General features: G+C 38.4%; 22 protein-coding genes. 15 read left to right on the forward strand and 7 right to left on the reverse strand.

Annotated elements, in window-relative coordinates; translation table 11 throughout:
- The first annotated feature begins 93 nt into the window (after positions 1 to 93).
- The 5 genes from BFL01S_RS10070 (at position 94) to BFL01S_RS10090 (ending at position 7,438) form a co-directional block, all read left to right on the forward strand.
- Positions 94 to 1,539, forward strand: a complete 1,446-nt coding sequence (locus tag BFL01S_RS10070; protein ID WP_061785601.1) for an alpha-amylase family glycosyl hydrolase — start codon at positions 94 to 96, stop codon at positions 1,537 to 1,539.
- 89 nt (positions 1,540 to 1,628) lie between these two features.
- The gene (locus BFL01S_RS10075) at positions 1,629 to 2,648 is read left to right on the forward strand and encodes a LacI family DNA-binding transcriptional regulator (RefSeq protein ID WP_025911880.1); all 1,020 of its coding nucleotides are present in this window, start codon (positions 1,629 to 1,631) and stop codon (positions 2,646 to 2,648) included.
- Between the two features lie 275 nt (positions 2,649 to 2,923).
- Positions 2,924 to 4,471: an L-glutamate gamma-semialdehyde dehydrogenase gene (gene pruA, locus BFL01S_RS10080; RefSeq protein WP_061785602.1), complete on the forward strand. Its 1,548-nt coding sequence runs from the start codon at positions 2,924 to 2,926 to the stop codon at positions 4,469 to 4,471.
- A 37-nt stretch (positions 4,472 to 4,508) separates the two neighbouring features.
- Positions 4,509 to 5,711: an ornithine--oxo-acid transaminase gene (locus BFL01S_RS10085; RefSeq protein WP_025911877.1), complete on the forward strand. Its 1,203-nt coding sequence runs from the start codon at positions 4,509 to 4,511 to the stop codon at positions 5,709 to 5,711.
- Between the two features lie 68 nt (positions 5,712 to 5,779).
- The gene (locus BFL01S_RS10090; protein ID WP_061785603.1) at positions 5,780 to 7,438 is read left to right on the forward strand and encodes a M20/M25/M40 family metallo-hydrolase; all 1,659 of its coding nucleotides are present in this window, start codon (positions 5,780 to 5,782) and stop codon (positions 7,436 to 7,438) included.
- Positions 7,439 to 7,448: 10 nt separating this feature from the next.
- Here the strand turns inward: BFL01S_RS10090 and BFL01S_RS10095 are convergent, their stop codons facing one another.
- From BFL01S_RS10095 to BFL01S_RS10105, 3 genes are all read right to left on the reverse strand, one after another.
- Positions 7,449 to 8,846, reverse strand: coding sequence for a sigma-54 interaction domain-containing protein (locus BFL01S_RS10095; protein WP_025911876.1), 1,398 nt, complete (start codon positions 8,844 to 8,846; stop codon positions 7,449 to 7,451).
- 110 nt (positions 8,847 to 8,956) lie between these two features.
- Positions 8,957 to 9,823 (reverse strand): SDR family oxidoreductase, encoded by an 867-nt coding sequence (locus BFL01S_RS10100; protein WP_061785604.1) that lies wholly within the window; start codon positions 9,821 to 9,823, stop codon positions 8,957 to 8,959.
- Between the two features lie 138 nt (positions 9,824 to 9,961).
- Positions 9,962 to 10,453: a YajQ family cyclic di-GMP-binding protein gene (locus BFL01S_RS10105; protein ID WP_025911874.1), complete on the reverse strand. Its 492-nt coding sequence runs from the start codon at positions 10,451 to 10,453 to the stop codon at positions 9,962 to 9,964.
- A gap of 189 nt (positions 10,454 to 10,642) precedes the next feature.
- On the opposite strand from BFL01S_RS10105, the gene BFL01S_RS10110 reads away from it, so the two are divergent.
- On the forward strand, positions 10,643 to 11,506 hold the full coding sequence (locus BFL01S_RS10110; protein ID WP_061785605.1) for a CvfB family protein: 864 nt from the start codon (positions 10,643 to 10,645) through the stop codon (positions 11,504 to 11,506).
- Positions 11,507 to 11,554: 48 nt separating this feature from the next.
- Here the strand turns inward: BFL01S_RS10110 and BFL01S_RS19965 are convergent, their stop codons facing one another.
- Both BFL01S_RS19965 and BFL01S_RS10115 read right to left on the reverse strand, forming a co-directional pair.
- On the reverse strand, positions 11,555 to 11,686 hold the full coding sequence (locus BFL01S_RS19965; protein WP_076513403.1) for a DUF3941 domain-containing protein: 132 nt from the start codon (positions 11,684 to 11,686) through the stop codon (positions 11,555 to 11,557).
- A 57-nt stretch (positions 11,687 to 11,743) separates the two neighbouring features.
- On the reverse strand, positions 11,744 to 12,607 hold the full coding sequence (locus tag BFL01S_RS10115; RefSeq protein WP_025911871.1) for a DegV family protein: 864 nt from the start codon (positions 12,605 to 12,607) through the stop codon (positions 11,744 to 11,746).
- A 209-nt stretch (positions 12,608 to 12,816) separates the two neighbouring features.
- On the opposite strand from BFL01S_RS10115, the gene BFL01S_RS10120 reads away from it, so the two are divergent.
- On the forward strand, positions 12,817 to 13,665 hold the full coding sequence (locus BFL01S_RS10120) for a YitT family protein (protein ID WP_061785606.1): 849 nt from the start codon (positions 12,817 to 12,819) through the stop codon (positions 13,663 to 13,665).
- A 42-nt stretch (positions 13,666 to 13,707) separates the two neighbouring features.
- Here the strand turns inward: BFL01S_RS10120 and BFL01S_RS10125 are convergent, their stop codons facing one another.
- Complete coding sequence (locus BFL01S_RS10125; RefSeq protein WP_061785607.1) at positions 13,708 to 14,079, reverse strand: hypothetical protein; 372 nt, start codon at positions 14,077 to 14,079, stop codon at positions 13,708 to 13,710.
- Positions 14,080 to 14,082: 3 nt separating this feature from the next.
- On the reverse strand, positions 14,083 to 14,235 hold the full coding sequence (locus BFL01S_RS20405; RefSeq protein WP_153301193.1) for a hypothetical protein: 153 nt from the start codon (positions 14,233 to 14,235) through the stop codon (positions 14,083 to 14,085).
- A gap of 452 nt (positions 14,236 to 14,687) precedes the next feature.
- On the opposite strand from BFL01S_RS20405, the gene BFL01S_RS10130 reads away from it, so the two are divergent.
- The 8 genes from BFL01S_RS10130 (at position 14,688) to argF (ending at position 24,651) form a co-directional block, all read left to right on the forward strand.
- On the forward strand, positions 14,688 to 14,996 hold the full coding sequence (locus tag BFL01S_RS10130; RefSeq protein ID WP_025908185.1) for a metal-sulfur cluster assembly factor: 309 nt from the start codon (positions 14,688 to 14,690) through the stop codon (positions 14,994 to 14,996).
- Between the two features lie 199 nt (positions 14,997 to 15,195).
- The gene (gene argC, locus BFL01S_RS10135) at positions 15,196 to 16,239 is read left to right on the forward strand and encodes an N-acetyl-gamma-glutamyl-phosphate reductase (RefSeq protein WP_061785608.1); all 1,044 of its coding nucleotides are present in this window, start codon (positions 15,196 to 15,198) and stop codon (positions 16,237 to 16,239) included.
- 26 nt (positions 16,240 to 16,265) lie between these two features.
- A complete protein-coding gene (argJ, locus tag BFL01S_RS10140) occupies positions 16,266 to 17,498 on the forward strand; it encodes a bifunctional ornithine acetyltransferase/N-acetylglutamate synthase (RefSeq protein ID WP_373688705.1) in 1,233 nt (410 codons plus the stop codon).
- A 12-nt stretch (positions 17,499 to 17,510) separates the two neighbouring features.
- The gene (gene argB, locus BFL01S_RS10145) at positions 17,511 to 18,335 is read left to right on the forward strand and encodes an acetylglutamate kinase (protein ID WP_061785609.1); all 825 of its coding nucleotides are present in this window, start codon (positions 17,511 to 17,513) and stop codon (positions 18,333 to 18,335) included.
- Positions 18,301 to 19,455, forward strand: coding sequence for an acetylornithine transaminase (argD, locus tag BFL01S_RS10150; protein WP_025908181.1), 1,155 nt, complete (start codon positions 18,301 to 18,303; stop codon positions 19,453 to 19,455). Before argB ends, argD begins: the two co-directional genes overlap by 35 nt.
- Before the next feature lie 69 nt (positions 19,456 to 19,524).
- Positions 19,525 to 20,595: a carbamoyl phosphate synthase small subunit gene (locus tag BFL01S_RS10155; protein ID WP_061785610.1), complete on the forward strand. Its 1,071-nt coding sequence runs from the start codon at positions 19,525 to 19,527 to the stop codon at positions 20,593 to 20,595.
- Positions 20,588 to 23,704: a carbamoyl-phosphate synthase (glutamine-hydrolyzing) large subunit gene (gene carB, locus BFL01S_RS10160; protein ID WP_061785611.1), complete on the forward strand. Its 3,117-nt coding sequence runs from the start codon at positions 20,588 to 20,590 to the stop codon at positions 23,702 to 23,704. The genes BFL01S_RS10155 and carB overlap by 8 nt, the downstream gene beginning before the upstream one ends.
- Positions 23,701 to 24,651 carry an ornithine carbamoyltransferase gene (gene argF / locus BFL01S_RS10165; RefSeq protein ID WP_025908178.1) on the forward strand — a complete coding sequence of 317 codons (951 nt, stop codon included), beginning with the start codon at positions 23,701 to 23,703 and terminating at the stop codon, positions 24,649 to 24,651. The genes carB and argF overlap by 4 nt, the downstream gene beginning before the upstream one ends.
- Positions 24,652 to 25,138 lie beyond the last annotated feature (487 nt).

A 25,138-nucleotide genomic window follows, 5' to 3' on the forward strand; every position in this document is an offset into this window, starting at 1 on the left:
ATTGTGTTAATTAAGAGGGGATAAGAAAGCGTTGAGTTTAATTGTCAAAAGCGATACTCTAGAGGAAAGGCTCTATGACAGGGGAGATGAGGATTGGGGAGAAAAATTATTAGCTTACTGTTAGGTTTGCTGTTTGTTAGCTTTATTCCGGTACAAGCCGATGCAAGAGAATCAATTAAAGATGAAATTATGTACTATGTAATGGTAAATCGTTTTCAAAATGGAGACGAGAGCAATGATGTAAAAATAGACTATAATAATCCTTTTAGCTTTTACGGTGGAGACATAAAAGGATTGGAAAATCGAATTCCGTATATAAAAGATATGGGGTTTACAACCATTATTATCACGCCAATTTTCAAGAATGATGAACGTGGATATCATGGTTATAACGTTATCGATCATTATCAAATGGATGAACGCTTTGGAACCTTTCCACAATTGAAGGAATTTATCAAACAAGCTCATAAAGAAGACATGAAAGTGGTCATGGAGCTGCCTGTAACGGTCAGCAAGAAGCATCCTATGCTAGAAGATTTGAGTAAGGAGCAGTGGTTTACCGAGCAAGGAGAACGTGTAGAGCTACAAGTCAAGCAACCGGATGTGCAGAAGTACATAGAAGAAGTTGGAGAATGGTGGATTGAACAAACAAACTTAGATGGCTATTACTTTGCGGGTGTCGATGATTTTCCAGCAGCGTTTGTAAATCGGCTATCCCAGCAATTTCATAATAAGAAAGCAGGCTTTTATTTAATTGGTGAAGGTACGAAAGATTCCGATATAGAATCTCTCTCATGGGATTTATTTGTCAACCAAAAGCAGTCTAATGCACAGACTCAACAATTAAGTAAAGGTGGTGCACTTCCTCAGCTAAGTTATCATTCAAACGAAGCGAGCGGTACGTTCTTAGACAATCCTCGTACTGAGCGTTTTACACGAACCGTACTAGATGCTAAGGAACACCCGGTGGTACGAACCAAACAAGCATTAGCGTATTTGTATTTGTCTTCTTCTGTGCCGATTGTTTATTATGGTACGGAAATTGCGCTAGATGGTGGAAAAGGAAGCGATGCACATCGGCTCATGAACTTTCAATCGAACCCTGAAATTATTGAGTATCTCACAAAGTTGGCAGGCGTGAGAGCTGAGCTTTTGTCCGTTCGCCAAGGAGATGTCACTCAGCTTTCAGATGATAAAGGAATGGGCGTGTACCTTCATAAAAGTAAGGGTGAAAAAACGTTGTTTGTTATAAATAATGATTCTCGCGTGCAAGTTGCTCAAATAGAAGAAAAAGAAATAGGTGAAGATCAAGAGTTGAGAGGTCTTATAGAAGGTGGCATCATTCGGTCTCAAGGTGGACAATATCATATTCAGTTAGATTCAGATTCTTCGAATATATATCGAATAGCTGAAGATAAAGGAGTTAATATATGGTATATTAGTATGATGGTTTTTGTTTATGGAGGCTTTTTGATTTTTTTGATTGCTGCTTCTAAAAAAAGAAAAAAAGGTAAGTTAATCAATGCTGAAAAACAATAGGATTTTCGATCGTTTGATGATACTATTTGACTATAAAATGTCAGCGCTATCAAGTAATGGAGAGATGATCATATAGGAGGGGACATGCGGTGAGCGTAACAATAAAAGATGTAGCAAATTTAGCAAAGGTAGCTCCTTCTACAGTCTCACGCGTAATTGCAAATAGTTCAAGAATTAGTGAGAAAACAAAACAACGAGTACGCGCAGCGATGGAAGAATTAGGATACCACCCTAATATTATTGCTCGTAACTTAGCTAATAAAACAACAGAAGCAATTGGTATAGTTATGCCAAGTTCTGCTGGGAACGTTTTTCAAAATCCATTTTTCCCAGAAGTACTGCGTGGAATCAGTACAGGTGCTCATGAAAAAAAGCGAGCTATATATATGTCAACCGGTGAAGCAGAATCAGAAATTTTAAGAGAAGTAATGCAAATGGTACAAGGGAGAAGAGTAGACGGGCTGATTCTCTTATATTCTAAAATTGATGATCCGGTATTAGCATATTTAAAAGAACAAAACATTCCATTTGTCGTAGTGGGAAAACCGTTCAAAGATAGTGAGTATATCACATATGTAGACAACGATAATTTCAAAGCCGGGAAAGAAGCAACAGAATACCTAATTGAACTGGGGCATAACCGAATTGCGTTTATTGGAGGTAGTTTGGACCTTGTTGTAACGATTGATCGTTTAACAGGTTACGATAAAGCAATACAAGGAGCTGGGATTGCTTACCGTAGTGAATATGTCATTCATGAAGAATTTCTACAAGAAGGTGGAAAAGAAGCTGTTTGTGAGCTATTAAGCTTAGAGGAACGACCAACTGCTCTCGTTGTAGCAGATGATTTAATGGCTTTAGGTGTACTCAATACTCTTGATGCAATTGGAATTTCAGTTCCGGAAGATATGTCGATTATTAGTTTTAATAATGTATTAATTGCTGAAATGGCAAGACCTGCACTCACATCAATTGATATTAATATTTTTGAATTAGGATATCAGGCTGTACGTAGCTTGACGAAAAAAATCGAAGCTTCTTCTCAACCAATTGAAAGTATTCGCATTCCACATTCAATTGTGACAAGGCAATCGTGTAAAAAGCGGTAATGAGTAGAAAACGACTGTATATGTGTATATACGGTCGTTTTTTTATTAATCAAACGTTTGTTTAAATACCAAAAACCCTGTGGGAGTGAGGGTGCATAAGGTTACGCAAAATAATTTTGCTTATTGATAGATATTTCTTTTGCGTGCAAATATTTTTTGCTATTGGTCGGAGCTGAATTTCTTGAAAAATAAGAAAAAAACGGAGATACGCATGTTGGCATCAATCTTGCAATAAAGATTAGTGAGTAGAAAAGTCAACTTTAGGAGGTATTTACATGGTGCGTACATATCAACATGAACCATTTACTAATTTTAAAGATGAAAAGAATCAAGAGCTATTTCAAGAGGCTTTATCATACGTGAATACACAATTAGGAAAAACATACCCTCTCATTATTAACGGTGAGCGTATTGAAACGGATGAAAAAACAACGTCTATTAACCCTTCAAATAAGAAAGAAGTAATTGGCTACGTGTCATTAGCAAATCAAGAGCTAGCTGAAAAAGCAATGAATGCTGCGTTAGAAGCTTTTGTAGATTGGAAAAAATGGAAAGCTGAAGACCGAGCAAATATTTTGTTCCGTGCAGCAGCAATGCTAAGACGCCGAAAGCATGAGTTTTCTGCCTATCTAGTCAAAGAAGCTGGGAAGCCTTGGAACGAAGCGGATGCAGACACAGCAGAAGCAATTGACTTTATTGAATATTATGGAAGGCAAATGCTAGAGCTTACAAAAGGGCAGCCAGTTAATAGTCGTCCAGGCGAATATAATCAATATAACTATGTTCCGTTAGGGGTAGGGGTCATCATTTCACCTTTTAACTTCCCGCTTGCAATTATGGCTGGAACAGCAATTGCGGCCATTGTAACTGGCAATACCATTCTATTAAAACCAGCTGATGCAACGCCCGTTGTTGCAGCCAAGTTTGTAGAGCTCATGGAAGAAGCAGGTTTACCGAAAGGTGTCCTTAACTTTATTCCTGGTAAAGGATCTATTATTGGAGATTATTTAGTTGAGCATCCAAAAACAAGATTTGTTTCGTTTACAGGTTCTCGAGAAGTAGGATGTCGTATTTATGAACGCGCAGCAAAAGTACAGTCAGGCCAAATTTGGCTAAAGCGTGTGATTGCAGAAATGGGTGGCAAGGATACTGTGTTGGTTGACCGCGATGCTGATTTAGAGTTAGCTGCTTCATCCATCGTTTACTCTGCTTTTGGCTTTTCTGGTCAAAAGTGTTCAGCAGGATCAAGAGCAGTTATTCATGAAGACGTATATGATGAGGTCGTCGAAAAGATTGTCTCCTTAACAAAAACATTAAAAGTAGGGAATCCAGAAAGCGTAGATACGTACATGGGACCGGTTATTCACCAAGCGTCGTTTGATAAAATTATGAAATATATTGAGATTGGTAGAACAGAAGGAGATTTATTAGTAGGAGGGGAAGGGGATTCATCTAACGGTTTCTTCGTCCAGCCAACTGTGTTTGGGAATATACATCAAGATGCTCGCTTGATGAAGGAAGAAATCTTCGGGCCTGTTGTAGCGGTTTGTAAAGCGAGAGATTTTGATCATATGTTAGAAATTGCGAACAACACGGATTATGGATTAACAGGCGCAGTCCTATCAAATACACGCGCTAATATTGAGCGTGCGCGTGAAGAATTTCATGTCGGAAACTTATATTTTAATAGAGGGTGCACGGGAGCGATTGTTGGTTACCAACCATTTGGTGGATTCAATATGTCGGGTACTGATTCAAAAGCTGGTGGTCCTGATTATTTACTGCTTCATATGCAAGCAAAAACAACATCTGAAATGTTCTAATAATATACGTAAAATAAAACGAAGGAGGATGACTTAAATGGTACAGGTAAAACAAACAGACACAATTATTCAACAAACGGAAAGGTTCGGAGCAAACAATTATCATCCACTACCAATTGTTATTGAAAAAGCAGAAGGAGTGTGGGTGCATGACCCAGAAAACAATAAATATATGGATATGCTAAGCGCGTATTCAGCAGTGAACCAAGGTCATCGTCATCCTAAGATTATTGAGGCACTAAAGTGCCAAGCAGATAAAGTTACGTTAACGTCACGCGCTTTTCACAATGATCAGTTAGGTCCATGGTATGAAAAAATTTGCAAAATGACAAATAAAAATATGGCATTGCCGATGAATACGGGAGCTGAAGCGGTTGAAACAGCAGTTAAAGCTGCTCGTCGCTGGGCGTATGATATAAAAGGCGTTGCGGAAGATCAAGCGCAAATTATCGCTTGTGAAGGAAATTTCCACGGCCGTACAATGACAGCTGTTTCGTTATCATCAGAAGCGGAGTATAAACGAGGATTCGGTCCAATGCTACCTGGAATTAAGATAATTTCATATGGTGATTTAGAAGCTTTGAAAACTGCCATTACACCAAATACAGCAGCATTTCTTATTGAACCCATCCAAGGTGAAGCAGGGATAGTACTTCCACCAGAAGGATTCTTAAAAGCTGCTTTTGAACTTTGTAAAGAAAATAATGTACTCTTCATTGCAGATGAAATTCAAGTGGGGCTGGCTCGTACTGGAAAGCTATTTGCTTACGAGTGGGAAGGTTTTGAGCCTGATATGCTGATTTTAGGAAAAGCATTAGGGGGAGGCGTATTCCCAATTTCATGCGTTGTTGCAAACGATGATATTCTAGGTGTATTTAATCCAGGGTCGCATGGTTCTACGTTTGGAGGAAACCCACTTGCTTGTGCTGTTTCCCTAGCGTCGCTAGAAGTGATTGAAGAAGAAGAGTTAGCAAAGCGCTCATTGGAATTAGGTAATTACTTCAAAGAAGAGCTCAGCAAAATTGGAAACCCGATTATTAAAGAAGTTCGAGGTCGTGGTCTATTTATTGGTGTAGAGCTATACGAAGCAGCTCGACCATATTGTGAAAAGTTAAAAGCAGAAGGACTTTTATGTAAAGAAACGCATCACACAGTTATTCGATTTGCTCCACCGCTCACGATTTCGAAAGAAGAGCTTGATTGGGCAATTGAGCGAATTCAAAAAGTATTTCATATCTAAAAAGCCCAGTCGTACGGTGTTACATCGTGCGACTGAGCTTTTTTACGATAGAAGGAGATGTTGATAGTATGTATGAACAACTTGTTCATTTGTCATTGGAACAAAAAGTGGAGCTGCTCACAAAAACATTGGTGAAAATCGAAAGCGTCAACGGAACAGAAGGAGAGGAGAAGCTTGCTGAATTTGTAAAAGAGTTACTTCAAACATTTCCTTATTTTATTGAAAACCCCCATCACCTATGGGTACAAAGCGTTCCTCAAGATCCCGTGAATCGAAAAAATATCTTTGCATTTGTGAAAGGTAAAAAGCAATCGGCAAAAACCATTGTGTACCATGCACATTTAGATACGGTGGGGGTAGATGATTATGGACACCTTAAGCACATTGCATACGATGCTGATGAATTAAAGACATATTTTATGATTCAGCAAAAGGATGCAGAAGTTCAAGCTGATGCAGCATCCGGTGACTGGCTATTTGGTCGTGGGGCCCTTGATATGAAAAGTGGTATTGCAGTTCATCTTGTTAACACTCTTTACTTTACGGAAAGAATTAAGGAGCTCGAAGGAAATGTATTATTGGTCATTAATGGGGATGAAGAAAGTGAGCACCGAGGAATCTTAGCTGCTGTTAAAGAGTTGAAACGAGTGAAAGCAGAGTATCAGCTAGACTACGTAACGGCCATTAACAATGACTTCATTGCGCCTTTGTATGAAGGAGATCAAACACGCTATCTCTATACGGGTACAGCTGGAAAGGTATTGCCATGCTTTTACATTCATGGTCGTACGGTGCACGTAGGCGATACGCTGCTAGGAATTGATCCAAATGTGATTGCCTCTGAGCTGACGCGAAGTATTCATAATAATATGAGCTTAGCAGAAGAGCTTGAAGGTGAAATGATTTTACCACCGACTTGTTTGTACCAGAGAGATGGAAAAGACGCATATAATGTGCAGACGGCTGTATATACGCATTTGTACTTTAATTATTTTATGTATGAAAAGAAAATCAATGAAGTAACGAATGAATTGTTGAAAGTGGCACGTCAAGCATGTAAAGAGGTTGAACATAGGCTTGCTCATGCGTATGAAGATTTTTGTAGAAGAGCACAATTGCCTAATCGCACCCTGTCATTTGAGGTAGAAGTCGTTACGTTACACCAGTACCTTCTAGACTTACAAATACAAGGCATTGATCCGCGCTCTCATATCGAGCAAACGCTAATTAAATATGAGTCGTTAGAAGCTCGAATGAAAGCTTTTAAACTAGTAGAAGCACTTCAAGCTTTGGATGCTTCTCATAAGCCTCGAGTGATTTTGTTTTATGCACCACCTTATTTACCGCATAATCACGTAGACGTAAGCACTGAGAAAGGGCATGAACTTGTGAACGTGATACATGCTTGTGTGGAAAAGTTCACTTCTGAAACGAATGAGAAATTCGAAGTGCGAAAGTTTTTTCCTTATTTATCTGATGGAAGTTTTTTATCATTTTCAGAAACGCAAGAAGAAATACAGTCTTTCACGAGGAATTTTCCAGGTTGGGAGTTTGATCAAACCCTCCCATTTCAAGAAATTAAGGATTTAGACATTCCATCTATCAACCTTGGCGTATACGGAAAAGATGGTCATAAATGGACGGAAAGAGTCTATAAGCCTTATTCATTTAAGATTTTACCTCAGTTCATCCAGCATGTGACAACGGAGCTATTGAAGACGAAATAAGGCAAAAGCCTTATTTCGTTATATTCAAACGGCGCATCCGATATTGTAAGCTCTGTCTACTCATTCCTAGTGCCTTAGCTGTCTGTGAAATGTTATCTTCATGGTGTTCTAGCGCCTCTTTAATACAGTGAGCTTCAAACTGTAAAAGCTGTTTTTTCAAAGGGACATAGGCTTGATCTTCATTCCGTACCTGGCTTATCACTTTGGTATTAACAGGGGGAAGGAAGCGGTTTTGATATTGAAATGGCAAGTGATGATAATGAATTTCCTCCTCACCAATCATGAGATTCATCGCGCCTTCAATGACATGTTCTAACTCTCTAACGTTACCTGGCCACTCGTATTGTGAAAAAGACGACATGACTCGTTCATCAATTCCCATTACCTCCATTTGAAAGCGATCGTTGTATTTTTGAATAAATGTTTGAACAAGCTCTGGGATATCTTCTTTACGCTCTCTTAGAGGAGGAATCTGTAGCGTAACGACCCCTAAGCGATAGTATAAGTCTTTTCGCAATCGGTTTTCGTTAATAGCGTCAATGGGATCTTCGTTCATATTAGCGATAATGCGAACATCTATCGTTCTTTCTTTCGTGTCACCAATGCGACGAATCGTTTTTTCCTGCAAAACACGAAGCAGCTTTGCTTGAAGATTTGTAGGAAGCGAATTTATTTCATCTAACAGCAGTGTTCCTCCATTAGCTTGTTCAAAAAGTCCAGGCTGGTCTGCTGAGCCCGTAAAAGCACCACGCACTGTGCCGAAAAGAAGACTTTCCATTAAGGTATCTGGAATTGCTGCGCAGTTTTGTGAAATAAACGGTTTAGCTGATCGACTGCTTCCATTATGTATGCTTTGAGCAAATAACTCTTTCCCGGTGCCTGTGTCACCTACAATCAAAACAGATGAAGGAGTGCGCGTGGCTCGTTTAGCGATATTCACTACATCTTGAATAGCGGTACTGCTACCGATGATCTGCTCAAACGTCACCATTTTTGACTCTCGGTGTCGGTTGTTTTCGCGGATGAGCTTTTCAAGTTGAGTTACATCTTTCGCAATTTCAACCGCCCCTTTAATTTTTCCATCATCGATAATTGGAAAGGTATTATTGATTGTAGTAATTTCCTTTCCTTTATTGTTAAAGTACGTTTGCTTGACATTAATGGTTGTTTTACCCTCACGTAGAGCTTTGACAAGCGTACTTTCTTGATTATCTTGGAACATGAAGACATCAAGCAAGTTCTTATGAAGCACATCATGTTTTTCCATTGATTCCATTTTCATCATTTGTTCATTATAAATAATGGTTGTACCATGTTCATCAATTGCATGAATACCAGCATCAACTTCATTAATGATTTTTTCAAAGATGGACTGAACCAGCGGTGTAGAATAGTTAGACTTTGTCATTTCCTCAATCCCCTTTAAAGCAGCATCTTATCATTTATTATTTAAGCAGATATGTCTTTTATATGCAAAAAAGAAGAAGCTGTAGGGAAATCTACAGCTTCAGTAACGTATTATCCATTTACAATGGTTCCACCGTTTATATGGATAACTTGTCCAGATATATAGGATGAATCGTTGCTTGCTAAAAATACATAAGCAGGTCCAAGCTCAGAAGGCTGGCCAGCACGCTGCATCGGCGTATCTGCACCAAATGAAGCTACTTGTTGTTCATCAAAGGTTGAAGGGATAAGAGGTGTCCAAATAGGTCCAGGAGCAACACCATTTACTCGAATACCTTTCGCAGCTAATGATGCTGACAACGAGCGCGTAAATGATACAATGGCTCCTTTTGTTGATGAATAATCAATAAGCTGATCGTGACCATGGTAAGCAGTCACAGATGTTGTATTGATAATAGAACTTCCTTTTTTTAAGTGAGGCATCGCTGCTTTTGTAAAATAAAAAAATGAGAAAATATTTGTTTGAAATGTTCGCTGCAGCTGCTCAGCACTAATCTGTGTAATATCTTTTTGAGGGTGCTGCTCAGCAGCGTTATTTACTAAGATATCAAGCTGTCCAAATTTCTCAACGGTTTCATGAACTACTTTTTCACAAAACGGCTCTTCACCAATGTCTCCAGAAAGAGCTAAGCATGATACACCATATTCTTCAATGGTCTTCTTCGTTTCATCTGCGTCGTCATGCTCATCTAAATACGTAATAACAATATTGGCGCCTTCCTTTGCGAAATGATACGCAACTGAACGTCCAATACCGCTGTCACCGCCTGTAATAATCGCTACTTTTCCAGAAAGTTTTCCACTAGCTTTGTATTCCGGCTCAATCGCAGTTGGTTTTGGGTTCATTTCTGATTCAATGCCAGGTTGTTTTTGCTGATGTTGTGGGGGAAAGGTTTGTTTTTGCTGTTGTTGACTCATTTGCTTATACACTCCTTTAAAAGTAATTGATGATATAGAATGTAAATAGTATGCGTGGTGCTAGAATAAGTATGCATAAAGGAAAAAAAGACCAATAGCATAGCTACTGGTCTTTACCCTTAACAATAATGAATAAACTTAGCGGTAATTAATAAACTGCACGTCAATTGACAAATCCGCTTCTTTAATCGCTGCGATTACTTGCTGTAGGTCATCCCGGCTTTTAGCGCTTACGCGAAGCTGATCATCTTGAATTTGGCTCTTTACTTTTAAACCGCTTTTTTTGATTAAATTATTAATTTTTTTAGCATTTTCTTTATCGATACCTTGAATCAGTTTACCGCGCTGGCGGACCGTACCGCCTGAAGCGTTCTCAACTTTTCCATATTCAATGTTCTTTGTTGGTACACCGCGCTTAATTAATTTTGAAACCATAACATCTTTTAGCTGCTCTAGCTTAAACTCATCGTCGGAAATTAATACAAGCTCTTCTTTATCGACAGAAATGTCGCTTTTACTTCCTTTAAAATCATAGCGGTTTCGAATTTCTTTTAAAGCCATTGTAATTCCGTTTGTTACTTCTTGTAAGTCAACCTGTGATACTACATCAAATGAGCTATCTTTTGCCATAGAATCCTCCTTGTTTTTTTCTTTAATTATAAATAAAACGAAAAGGGGATACAACTGATATTGAACAAGCATCTTGAAATTGATACAATACAATTTTGAACGTTTGTTTTCATAATGTAGAATCAATGATGATAATACAATTTGATCATAAAAGAAATAAAGGAACTTCACATAAAGGATGGATAAAAAATGAGTAGAGTAGAACCAGGCCAAAGAGCATATTTGACTGTAAGTCGTGAAACGCCGATGGGATATATGCTTGACAGTGAAGAAGGAGAAATCCTTCTTCATAAAAATGAAACAACGCAAGAGCTAGCAGAGCAAGAAGAAGTAGAAGTGTTTGTATATTTAGATAACCAAAGTCGATTAACTGCTACTATGCATATGCCAGTTGTCGAAGAGGGAACGTATGCGTGGGTCGAAGTAGTTGACGTAAATGATGACTTAGGTGTATTTGTGGATATTGGTATGAGTAAAGATATGCTGATCGGTTCAACGGATCTTCCAGCTTTAGAAAGTCTGTGGCCTGATGTAGGAAACAAGCTTTACTGTACGATGAAAATATCAAAGCATGGAAAAATTTACGGGAAAGTGGCAACAGATGATGTTATGAAAGCAATGGCTAAGCCGGCTCCAAGTCATCTGTTTAATCGTGAAGTCACGGGTCGTATCTATCGCGTGCTACGAGTAGGATCTTTCATTATGACAGAAGAAGGCTACGTTGGATTTATTCATGAATCAGAACGTAAGAAAGAACCGAAGATTGGTGCGCTTGTAACGGGACGCGTTGTGAATGTAAAAGAAGACGGTACACTGAATGTTTCGTTGCTACCTCGTAAGCAAGAAAGTATGGATGAAGATGCGCAAGTTCTATACGATTACATGGAAAGCCGCGGAGGCGTTATGCCATTTTGGGATAAAAGTTACCCAGAAGATATTCGCACGCGTTTCAATATGAGTAAAGCAGCGTTTAAGCGCGCATTAGGAAAGCTGATGAAAGAAGACAAGGTTTATCAAGAAGAAGGATGGACATACTTCAAAAAAGATAAATAAAGGCATTACAAAACCGCTTGGAAGCTTCCAAGCGGTTTTGTAATGCCTTTATAGATGATCCGTTTTTTTAGAAAATGAATGTTTTCCTGCTTGTCTATTTCTTTGTTCATGTAGATTCTTTTGTTCTTGCTTTGCTTGATTATCTTTTGCCTTTTTATCGTTATCACTTGTATGAGGCATTCTAACACACACACTCCTTTTTAGAACATATCGTTAGATTACCCTTAACTACAAGCATTATTCGATAATTTCGTTTAAAAAGAAAAGAGCAATCGTCCCAGGTCCAGCGTGAGAACCAACGGCAGCTCCAATCATGTTAATTAAAAACGACTTGCAGCCGAATCGCTCTTCAATCAGTGCTTTTAACTGCATAGCTGTTTCTTCATCATCACCGTGGCTAATTGCAATGGTTTGATCAGCTAGATTTTTTGCACCGCGTTCGTCCATGATATCAATCATACGCTTTAACACTTTCTTGCGCCCTCTTAATTTTTCAATTGGAACGAGTTTACCATCTTCAACATGTAATAAAGGCTTGATATTTAGCAATCCTCCAACAAATGCAGAAGCTTTGCTTACGCGTCCGCCTTGTGCAAGAAAATCAAGGTCGTCTACAGTAAAGATATGCTCCATGCTAGACGCATATTGTCTTGTTTTAGATACAAGTTCTTTAAAGTTGAGACCAGCTGCCAGCTGTTGAACAGCATAGTGTACAACAAGACCTTGCCCAAGAGACGCACATTTTGTATCAATAATTTCTAACTCGAAGTTAGGGTATGTTTCCAATAGTTCGTTTTTGACCATCACAGCTGTTTGGTAGGTTCCTGAGAGTTCAGAAGAAAATGCAATATAAATACATTGCTCACCTGATTTAGCCAACTCTTCAAATGTTTCATATACAGTAGCTGGAGCAGCTTGAGATGTTTTCGGCATTGCTCCTTCTCGAATGGCTTCGTATACTTCTGCAGGATTAATTGTTTCTAAATCTAAATATTCCGTGTCGCGTAAATGAACGCGAAGAGGAAGCAATGAAACGTTATTTTCTTTGAAAAAAGAACAAGGTAAGTCACTAGCACTATCTGTTAAAATTTTTATTGACATAAATGTCACCTTCCTACTACATTTATCTAAGCGTTTATTTTTTTACGGTTTGATGAAAAGAAAATAAATACAATAATAATACTAGTGTATAAGCACTGAGGAAAAAATACAATTTATGAATAATTTTTTTATGAAATAAAAATGTTCATACTATAAAAAAAGAATGAGCAAATACTACATGTATACATAAGTTTGGAGGTTTGAAACGATTGAACAAGTGGCTGGAAGTCAAAAAAATTATTGTTGTTACAGTTGGTGCTTTATTAAACGCAGTTGCTTTAAACTTATTTCTAATTCCAGCGAATGTTTATTCCAGTGGATTTACAGGAGTCGCCCAATTAATTTCAAGCGTTGTAACTGACTATACGCCGTTTACAATTTCCACAGGTATTTTGCTGCTTTTATTAAACATTCCCGTAACAATTTTAGGATGGAAAAAGGTAGGTAAGACGTTTACGATTTATAGCTTTTATAGCGTTTTAGCTACAACGGTGTTTTTAGAGTTTGTACCGATTGAAGCTTTATCTCAAGACATCATTTTAAACGCGGTATTTGGAGGAGTCATTTTAGCTGTAGGAGTAGGAATTACGCTGAAGTTTGGTGCTTCAACAGGAGGATTAGACATCATTGCTATGGTGTTGTCCCGTATGAAAGATAAGCCAATCGGTGGCTATTTATTTACGTTAAATGCTGTCATTATTGCAGCTGCAGGTCTGTTATATGGGGCTGAAAAATCGTTATATACGCTCGTTGCCTTATATACAACGACTCGAGTCATCGATGTTATTCATACGCGTCACGTGAAAGTGACAGCGATGATTGTAACCAAAAAAGGCGAGGAGCTTAGAAAAGCCATTCATTCCAAGTTGGTACGAGGTATCACCGCTGTTCCTGCAAAAGGTGGTTTTACAAATGAAGAAAAAGAAATGCTAATGATTGTTTTGACAAGATATGAGCTTTTTGATTTAGAAAAAACTATTAAAGACGTCGATCCTCATGCGTTTACGAATATTGTACAAACGACAGGCATATTCGGGTTATTTCGCAAAGAAGAATAAAAGCAAAAGCACGCTGCAATACATAGCGTGCTTTTGCTTTTATTAATTCTTTTTTTCTAAATCTTCAGCAAGCTCATGCAGCTGTGCTTGTTCAGATGGAGAGGCATTGTTTTCAATATGAGATAACATATCTTCCGCAATTTCCATCTGACCTGCTGGCGTGTGTGATGAAGCAGCCTGCTTTGTATTATATGTTTGATTTAAAGAATTTTCGAAATGCTGAATTTGCTCCTGTTCTTGAGGTGAAGCATCCGACATCACGGCTTTTAACATTTCGCCTGAAATATCAAGTTCGCCGTTGTGGCTTTTATGATTTTCATGATTTGAAAGACTCTCGCCTTTATGATGCTCAGAGCGATTTGAAACAACATTTTGGATTGTCTCTTTTACTTGTTGAAAAAATGACTGTTTCATACGTTATTGACCTCCATGAGGAGCGTGGCTTTGCTGGGCTTGAAACGCTTCAGCCTCCGCCAGTGTCATATGATAAGGAATACGTTCATCATGCTTTTGTACTGCATCTGCACCTTGTTTGACAAAACGCTTTGATCGATTGCTTCTACCCATCATATCTTCCTCCTCTAAAATAAAGAAAATCGACACTTAACTAAGCGTCGATTATAGTGTGTGCAGCTTTGATGAAAAGATAGCGTAAAAAAATTACCTGTGCTTTCAAAAAATAGTCAAGTTATAAATTTAAGGTCTTTTCCAAATAATAAGCAATACCATTGTCTTCATTTGAAAGGTAGAATGGTTTTATTATCAGCTAATAGCGTGCCGTCTAAATCTAAAGCAATTAAATGTTTTTTTGTATTCATACAGTCTCCTTTACACATCTTAATAAGTAATCGAACTTAATTAGTTGGATTTATATATATTAAAAAAGAGCGTAATTCATTCGCTTATTTTCTATCTTACATAAGTTTGTGGAAAGAACAAAGCACAACGTTTGACAGATAGAAATGAGATTGTTACGGTAAAACAATCAAAAAAGAATCTCATATATGAAAGGAGATTGCGACATGGATGAACAATTAAAAGAAAAGATCATGGAATCACTGGAAGAGGTAGTTGACCCTGAACTAGGCGTTGATATTGTAAACTTAGGCCTTGTTTACGACGTAATTATGGAGGAAAACCAAACAGTTGTTGTGACGATGACGTTAACATCAATTGGTTGCCCGTTAGCAGGAGCAATTACAGAAGACGTAAAGAAAAATGTAATCGAGGTAGACGGCGTTGAAAATGTCGAAGTGAATATTACCTTTAACCCTCCATGGGAAAAGGAGAGAATGTCACGATATGCGAAAATCGCATTAGGCATTCAGTGAAGAAAAAGTACTTCAGCTTAAAAGTTGGAGTACTTTTTTTGAATGTTATGTAATAAAAATTAATTTGTATGTATATTTAAAACAAAATAATAAACTTCAAAAAAGATAGACTTTTTTTAAATATTCGTTTGATTTTATTTTTATACAGTATTATAATGAGAAATAATTCAAACAGTTACGTAGAAAAAGGAGTAGTATTATGACACAGGTTAACGTCGGTATTGTTGGAGCAACAGGTTACGGTGGCGTCGAACTAATTCGGTTGTTAGACGGTCATCCACATTTTAATATTCACTCGGTTTATTCATCTTCACAGAATGATTTGCCAATATCTGAAGTTTATCCACACTTATCCCATTTTGCATATAAATTAAAAGAAATTAATCCTAAAGAAATGGCAAAAGAAGTTGAACTGGTTTTCACAGCAACTCCTTCAGGGGTATCGAGTAAACTAGTTCCCACACTAATTAACGAAGGATTAAAAGTAGTTGATCTCTCAGGAGATTTTCGATTAAAAGATGAAGAGTTATATGAGCAATGGTATAAAAAGCCTTCTGCTAGTTTGGAAGATTTAGAGAAGGCCATTTATGGCTTATCAGAATGGTTTGCAGATGAGGTATCATCCGCTGACTTTATTTCAAACCCAGGATGTTACCCAACGGCAACGTTATTAGGGCTAGCACCGCTTGCTCAAGAAAAGATAGTGGTTTCTAATTCTATTATTATTGATGCAAAGTCCGGTATTTCAGGAGCGGGTCGTGGGCTGTCTCAACTCGCACATTATGCTGAAATTAATGAAAATATGAAAATCTATAAAGTTAATAAGCATCAACATATTCCAGAAATTGAATCCGTATTATCACGATGGGATTCTGAAATTGGTAACGTAATGTTTAATACGCATCTCGTTCCAATGACGCGAGGAATCATGACTACGATGTACGCACAATTAAAAGAAGAAAAGTCGATAGAAGAACTTCATGCGCTGTATGTGCAGGCGTATGAAGCAAAGCCTTTTGTTCGAGTGAGGAAGCTGGGAGAATTTCCATCAACAAAAGAAGTGAGCGGATCAAACTATTGTGATATAGGCCTTGATTACGATGAGCGTACAAAAAGGGTCACAATTGTCTCAGTCATTGATAACTTGATGAAGGGTGCAGCAGGGCAAGCCGTACATAATGCAAATATCATGCTGGGCTTTGAAGAGAATTTAGGTATTAATGGATTACCTGTTTATCCATGATGAGCAGCGTAGGAGGGAATAATGTGATTACAGTAAAAAAGAGTTTGCTAGATATTAAAAAGATAGAGAATGGTACAGTTGTTAGTCCAAAAGGATTTTCCGCTGCGGGAGTTCACGCAGGACTTCGATATGAGAAAAAAGATATTGGGGTTATTATGAGTGAAGTGCCTGCTAATTGTGCGGCAGTTTATACGCTGAATACGTTTCAAGCAGCACCTTTATATGTGACAAAAGATAGCATCAGTCAAGAACAAAAATTACAAGCCGTTGTTGTGAACAGCGCTTGTGCGAATGCTTGTACAGGTGAGCAAGGTTTAGAAGACGCATATGAAATGCGTGCTACAAGCGCTGAGCAGTTTCACGTACCGGCTCATTATGTAGCCGTCGCTTCTACAGGAGTAATTGGCGAACTATTAAACATGAAGAAGATTAATGCAGGAATTAAGCAACTCCAACCAGTAAACACGCAGAAAGGAGCAGAAGCTTTTCAAACAGCGATTTTAACAACTGACACGGTGATGAAAACTGCTTGCTATGAAGTGGTCGTAGATGGAAAAACCGTTACGATTGGTGGAGCAGCAAAAGGGTCAGGTATGATTCATCCTAACATGGCAACGATGCTTGGATTTGTAACGACAGATGCCAATATCGAATCAGCCGTTTTACAAGATGCGCTTCGCTCTATTACGAATAAAAGTTTTAACCAAATTACGGTTGATGGAGATACATCAACAAACGATATGGTGTTAGTACTTGCAAATGGCAAGGCTGAAAACGAAACGCTAACGGTCAATCACTCTGATTGGAAAGCATTTTATGAGGCACTTCGACTTGTGTGTGAGGATCTTGCCAAGCAAATTGCTCGCGATGGAGAAGGCGCAACAAAGCTTATTGAAGTAAATGTTGAAGGCGCTGCTACCAACGAAGAAGCCAATATAATTGCTAAACAAATTGTTGGTTCAAGTCTTGTCAAAACAGCGGTGTACGGAGCGGATGCAAACTGGGGAAGAATTATTTGCGCAGTTGGCTACAGTGGAGTCAAAATTAATCCAAATGATATAACGGTGGCGTTAGGTGACATCGTGATGCTGAAAAATAGTCAGCCTCAAGCGTTTGATGAAGAAGCGGCTAAAAACTATTTACAGCAGGAACATGTAGCTGTGAATGTATCTCTTAATGAAGGAACAGCCAAAGGGAAAGCATGGGGGTGTGACTTAACCTACGATTACGTGAAAATTAATGCAAGTTACCGAACGTAAGGAGAGAAGACGATGTCAGGTGTAAAAACAATTGTTATAAAATGTGGAGGAAGCATCATTAATCAGCTAACCAATTCATTTTTTCGGGATTTAAAAAAGCTGATTGACAGTGGACATAATATTGTATTGGTACATGGTGGCGGTCCAGATATTGCGAATATGCTAGCAAAGCTTAATATTGAAGCAGAGTTTGTCGATGGCTTGCGCCGAACATCTAAAGAAGCCTTAGAAGTAGTGACAATGGTGCTCTCAGGAAAAGTAAACAAACAGCTGGTGCGCGATATTCAAATTCAAGGCCTCCAAGCAGTTGGTTTATCAGGGTGTGATGCACAGCTCTTAGAAGCCGAAGCTATCGACTTTGAAAAGTTAGGTTATGTCGGCGAAGTGGTTTCTGTTAATGAGCAGCTTTTAAAGCAGCTAATAGATCAAAGTTATATTCCAGTTATTTCATCAATTGGTGTAAATAGTCAAGGTGAGATATTTAACATCAATGCTGATGTAGCAGCAGGTTCGATTGCTAAGGCACTCGGAGCAGAAAAGCTCATGTTTGTAACGGATGTGCAAGGTGTTTTAAAAGACCAGCAGCTGTTACCAGAATTGACGGTAGAAGAAGTGAACCACCTAATCGAAGAGAAAACCATTTATGGTGGTATGATTCCGAAGGTCATGTCAGCAGTCAAAGCACTGTCTCCAACGCTACACGAAGTCAATATTATCAGCGGTATTAACGGCTTTTTAGATCAAAGTGGAAACTTAGTCGGAACTGCAATTAAACATACTATTAAAGGTGGAGAGGATAAAGATGAGCTCGTTATTTCCAACGTATCAACGTCTTGATATACATGTAAAAGAAGCAAACGGAACACATTTAACGGATGAAAAGAATCAAACATATTTAGATTTTATTTCAGGCATTGCCGTATGTAACGTGGGACATCGTCATCCGGAAGTTCAAAAAGCAGTAGAAGAACAGTTAAATAAAGTATGGCACGTGTCTAATTTATTTCATCAATCCATTCAAGAAGAAGTAGCTAGCTTGCTTGTTGCTAATTCAAGCGGAGACGCAGTATTCTTTTGTAACAGCGGAGCAGAAGCTAACGAAGCAGCTATTAAACTAGCGAGAAAGCATACCAAAAAGCATAAAATTATTACGTTTACGAAATCATTCCATGGTCGTACGTTTGCAACAATGACGGCAACTGGGCAAGCAAAAATTCATGAAGGATTTGGACCGCTTGTTAATGAGTTTGTTTATCTTCCATATAATGACGTAGAAAGCTTAGAGGCGGAAATGGATGATACGGTAGCTGCAATCATGACAGAAGTTGTTCAAGGTGAAGGCGGGGTAGTGCCAGGAACAGAAAGTTTTTTAACAACTATTCAAAAGCTATGTCAGGAATACGGTGCGCTGTTTATTGTCGATGAAGTACAAACAGGAATCGGTCGAACAGGTAAACCATTTGCTTATCAGCATTTTAATTTATCTCCTGATATTATTACAGCTGCAAAAGGGTTAGGAAGCGGAATGCCTGTTGGTGCGATGATTGGGAAAGCCTTTTTAACGGAGTCATTTGGACCAGGAAGCCATGGTACGACATTTGGAGGGAATCCAATTGCCTTAGCATCGGCTAAAGCAACGCTACAAATTATTTTTAATAAGCAATTCTTAGAAGAAGTCAATGCCAAGTCAGTCACTTTCAACAATCGGTTAGCAGAAATGCTAGAAAGCTATTCGGTTGTTAAAGAAGTTCGTGGAAAAGGTTTTATGATTGGTATTGAATGCGGTGAATATCAAGCACAGTTAATCACTGAGATGCGTGAAAAAGGGCTCTTAGTGTTAGGTGCAGGTCCTCACGTGATACGTTTACTACCGCCATTAACAGTAAGTAATGAAGAATTGGCAGAAGCACTAAATATTATGAAGCAAGTATTTCAAGAGCTTAAGGTAACGATATAACCGGTATTTTTTTGAGACTTATGTATAAAAATTCTTTAAAATAAATAATTATTCGAAGAGGGATGCAAAATGAATGGATATTTACATTTAGCAAACGGAGATTCATTTGAAGGTAGTATTGAACATACTGCCTCTCACCAAGCAAGCGGAGAAATTGTCTTTTTTACAGGAATGACAGGCTATCAAGAAGTTGTGACGGATCCTTCTTATAAAGACCAGATTATTGTTTTCACCTATCCATTGATTGGAAATTACGGAATTAATGAAAAAGACTTTGAAAGTAAAAAACCTCATGTAGCAGGCGTTGTCGTATACGAATGTTCCGATGAAGGATTCCATTATGAAGCGATGTATAGCTTTAAGCAATATTTGAAAAAGTGGAATATTCCTCTTATCACACATGTGGATACGAGAGCGGTCGTTAAACGAATTCGAAAAGAGGGTACAATGCAAGCAGCCTTTTCCGCTTCTGCTCAAGGTAACGTAGTAACGCACTCTGAACCATACGTAGTTAAGCAAGTATCAACGAAAGAAGTTGTATCACACGCTGGAGATAAACAACATATTGTACTAATGGATTTTGGCTGTAAGAAGTCTATTTTACAAGAATTGTTAAACCGTGGTTGCAAAGTGACGGTGGTTCCTTATTCGACTTCACTAGACGAAATTAAAGACTTAAAGCCAGATGGAATTGTTCTATCAAACGGACCGGGAGACCCGATGCAAGTGGCGAATCAATTATCAGAAATCAAAGCAATTATCAGTAAGTATCCAACGCTTGGAATTTGCTTTGGTCACCAGTTAATTGGCCTAGCGTTCGGTGCAAAAACCAAAAAATTAATGTTCGGTCATCGTGGAGCAAATCAGCCTGTTATTGATTTATTCACGAACAAAGTATGTATGACGTCACAAAACCATAGCTATGTGGTAGATGAAATGACAATCGAACAAACGCCTCTTAAAGTACGATTTAAAAATGTAAATGATCAGTCAGTTGAAGGTCTTGTACATGAGCAACTTCCGGTGTTATCAGTACAGTATCACCCAGAAGCGCATCCGGGACCAAGTGATAGCACATATATCTTTGATGAATTTATGAAGCAAGTACAGCAAGTTGGGAGCGAAAAAGTATATGCCTAAAGATAAAACAATACAAACCATTTTAGTTATTGGCTCTGGTCCAATTGTCATTGGGCAAGCAGCGGAATTTGATTACTCGGGCACACAAGCGTGTCTTTCACTGAAAGAAGAAGGCTATGAAGTCATTTTAATTAACAACAACCCGGCTACCATTATGACGGATACGCATATAGCTGATCGCATTTATTTTGAACCACTCACAGTGGATTCTGTTGAAAAGGTTATTGCAAAAGAAAAACCAGATGGACTTTTAGCAACACTAGGAGGACAAACGGGACTGAACTTAGCGTTAGAGCTACATGAACATCAAATTTTAGAAAAATACGGTGTGAAACTGCTAGGTACACCAATTGAATCTATTAAGCAAGGAGAAAGCCGTGAAGAGTTTCGTGCTCTGATGCAAGAACTAAATGAACCGGTTCCTGAAAGTGAAGTTGTAACAGAAGTTGAGCAAGCGTTAACGTTTGCGAAAGAAATCGGCTTTCCAGTTATTGTTCGACCAGCCTATACTCTGGGTGGAACTGGTGGAGGGATTGCACATTCACTAGAAGAACTTGAAAAGCTTGCTACGTCAGGTCTTCGAGAAAGTGCTATTCACCAATGTTTAGTTGAAAAAAGCATCGCAGGATTTAAAGAAGTAGAGTATGAAGTCATGCGTGATGCCAACGGAACATGCATTACAATTTGTAACATGGAAAATGTTGATCCAGTTGGTGTACATACAGGGGATTCTGTTGTAGTCGCACCTTCACAAACATTAACAGACGTTGAGTATCAGATGCTGCGTTCATCATCGATTAAAATTATCTCAGCGCTTGGTATTATTGGTGGTTGTAATATTCAATTTGCGCTTGACCCTACTAGTAAGCAATATTATCTGATTGAGGTAAATCCGCGCGTCAGTCGTTCATCAGCTTTAGCATCAAAAGCGACGGGATATCCAATTGCAAAGATTGCAGCGAAACTATCCGTTGGATATAACCTTCATGAGTTATTAAACCCTGTTACGGGCGATACGTATGCTAGCTTTGAACCAGCGTTAGACTATGTGGTTGTTAAGTTTCCTAGATGGCCATTTGATAAATTCTTCTATGCAGAAAGAACGCTCGGAACGCAGATGAAAGCAACAGGTGAAGTAATGGCGATTGATCGTACCTTTACAAGAAGCTTCCAAAAAGCATTATCGTCTCTTGAAATTGATTTAAATGGACTAGAAGTAGAAGAACTACAGGATTTATCTTTAGAAGCTCTATTTGATAAGCTAGCAGATCAAAGTGACGAGCGAATCTTTATCATTTTAGAATTGCTACGTCGAAGTGTGACAACAACAGAGATTCATGAAAAAACGAAAATTGATTATTTCTATTTAAATCATTTCAGTAACTTAATTAAACAAGAGCAAGAATTAAAGAACGTTAATTTGGATTCAATTGAAAAAGAAGCACTAAAGAATGCAAAAGAACAAGGCTTTACTGATGCATATTTAGCATCGATCTGGAATGTTTCAGAGCTGCAAGTACGTTCGAAGCGTAAAAATATGAAGATTTATCCAAGCTACAAAATGGTTGATACGTGCGCAGCAGAATTTGAATCATCTACTGCATATTTCTATTCTAGCTACTATGGGGAAAATGAAATCGAAACGTCTTCAAACAAAAAAGTGGCAATTATCGGGTCTGGACCGATTCGAATTGGGCAAGGTGTAGAATTTGACTACAGCTCTGTACACGGTGTGTGGGCGCTTGAAAAGGCCGGTTATGAAACAATTTTAATTAACAACAATCCAGAAACGGTTAGCACAGACTTTGAAGTAGCAGATCGCCTCTATTTTGAACCAGTTACGGTTGAAGATGTCTTAAACGTTTTAGAAGCAGAAAGCGTAAATGACGTTATCGTTCAGTATGGCGGGCAAACGGCTATTTCATTAGTTAAAGGACTTGAAGAAGCAGGAGTAAACTTGCTTGGTATTACTAACAGCATGATTGATGCACTGGAAGACCGCGAACAATTTTATCAGCTGTTAGACGATTGTCATATTCCTCATATTCCTGGTGAGATGGCAGACAACGAGCAACAGCTTGTGAAAAAGGCAAAAGAAATGGGCTTTCCATTATTAATTCGTCCTTCTTACGTTATTGGAGGAAAAGGAATGCTTACGCTTCAAAGTGAACAGGAGCTCATGGATTGTTTATCATCCATTAAACCATCACATTTCCCAATGCTTCTCGATGCTTACTATCCAGGGCAAGAAGCTGAAGTGGATGTCGTTTGCGATGGAAAAGACGTTTTAATTCCAACAATCGTTGAGCATGTTGAAAAAGCAGGTGTTCACTCTGGTGATAGCTATGCGCTTCTACCAGCTCAAAGTGTAACGAACGCTCATAAACAACAAATGGTTTTATATGCTCAAAAAATTGTTCAAAAGCTTAACTATAAAGGAATTATGAATATTCAATATGTAATCTATAACGACGAAGTATATGTTTTAGAGGTAAACCCTCGTGCAAGTCGTACAGTCCCTGTTGTAAGTAAAGTATGCGATGTTCCGCTTATTTCGCTATCAACGCAAGTATTGCTCGGGAAATCTTTGTCGGAAATGAGCGAACAAACGGGTTTATTGCCAGACCCATCATACGTAACAGTTAAGTTTCCTGTCTTTTCGACAAGTAAGTTATCAGGAGTAGACCCGCTTGTTGGGCCGGAAATGAAATCAACGGGAGAAGGAATTGCGATTGCTTCTACAATTGAAGAAGCATCTAAAAAAGCATTTCATCAATACGTAACATCTAAAAAAGAAGCTGTTGAAGTCTATATTGATGCAGCAGAAGTATCAGAAGAGTTAAAAACAGCGATTACCCATGCTGGCTTGAAACTGGCAGATACGAAAGATTTACAAGCTTGGACAAAAGGTAAAGAAGCATTACTATTTGTAAGTTTTGATTCTGCAAAGAAAGATAATCGTATGCTTGCATTAAAGCACGGTCTGCTAGTACTAACAGAACTAGAAACGTTTGAACTGTTCTTACAGTCATATCATGTAAGTGAGTATAGTGTATCGTCAATACAAGAATGGTTTCAACATAACGAAAAGGAAGTGACAATCTCATGAGTACCGTATCAGCATCCGCAAACTTAAAAGGTAAAGATTTGCTCACGTTAAAAGATTTAACACCAGAAGATATTATGTTTTTACTAGAAAGCGCTATTACCTTAAAAGAAAAGCATGAAAATGGAGAAATCGTTAAAACGCTTGAAGGAAAAACATTGGGAATGATTTTTGAAAAGTCATCTACACGAACGCGTGTATCGTTTGAAGCAGGCATGCTTCAGCTAGGTGGAAATGCGTTGTTTTTAAGCAGTCAAGACCTTCAAATTGGCCGCGGTGAAACAATTGGCGATACGGCTCAAGTGCTGTCGCAGTTTATCGATGCGATTATGATCCGTACGTTTGAACATTCTAAAATAGAAGAGCTGGCAGAATACGCTTCTATCCCGGTAATTAATGGCTTGACGGATGATTATCATCCGTGCCAAGCACTAGCGGATTTGCTTACAATTTATGAGCATAAACAAACGTTCAGCGGTTTAAAGGTAGCTTACGTAGGTGACGGAAATAATGTAGCTCATTCACTAATGATTGCATGTGCAAAAATGGGAGTTGATTGTTCAATTGGTTGTCCCTCTGGCTATGAACCAAAGGAATTTGTAACGGAATATGCAAAAAAAGTTGCCAGCGAAACTGGAGCAACCATTACAATTACAGAAAATCCTGTTAAAGCTGTTCAAAATGCTGATGCTATTTATGCAGATGTATGGACGAGTATGGGGCAGGAAGAAGAAGCGAAAAAGCGTTTAGAAGTATTTGCTTCGTATCAAGTGAACGATGAGCTTGTTCAGCATGCTAAGTCAGATTATCTGTTTTTACATTGCTTACCTGCACATCGTGAAGAAGAAGTAACAGCAAGCATTATTGACGGGCCGAACTCCGTTGTATTCCAGCAAGCCGGAAATCGCATGCACGTACAAAAAGCATTGCTGCAAGCAATATTAGCATAATGATGGCATAAAGAGACTGGGACATAAGTATTTCAGCCAATGAACTGTCCGAGCTATTGAAAGTTAAATACTTTTGGTAGCTCGGATAGTTTTTGTTGGTTTGAAAAACCACTAAAAACTAGTGGAATGGAGCTTAAGACACTCGACTCCCGCGGAAAGCGAATGTCTTAAGCGCAGTGGAACGAACTTGTTTTTACAACCTAACTCGTTTAGAAACGTTATGGTTCGTCTTAGAGATGGAATCATTTCGTTATGTCACAGCTTGTTGTATATATGTTCCTTTCGTATCATGTTTAATTTGGACAATCCCGGGGAACACGATAAACATATTAAGCAGAACGAAAGGTGAGGACATAATGAAAGTTTTAGTAGTAGGAGCAAATGGAACAACAGGTAAGCAAGTAGTTGAATTATTAGCTATCTCTAGTCAACACCAACCATATGCAATCAGAAATTGAACAAGCAATTCAATTTGCTCATTAAAAAA

Source organism: Priestia flexa NBRC 15715, from assembly GCF_001591565.1.
Taxonomy (GTDB): Bacteria; Bacillota; Bacilli; order Bacillales; family Bacillaceae_H; genus Priestia; species Priestia flexa.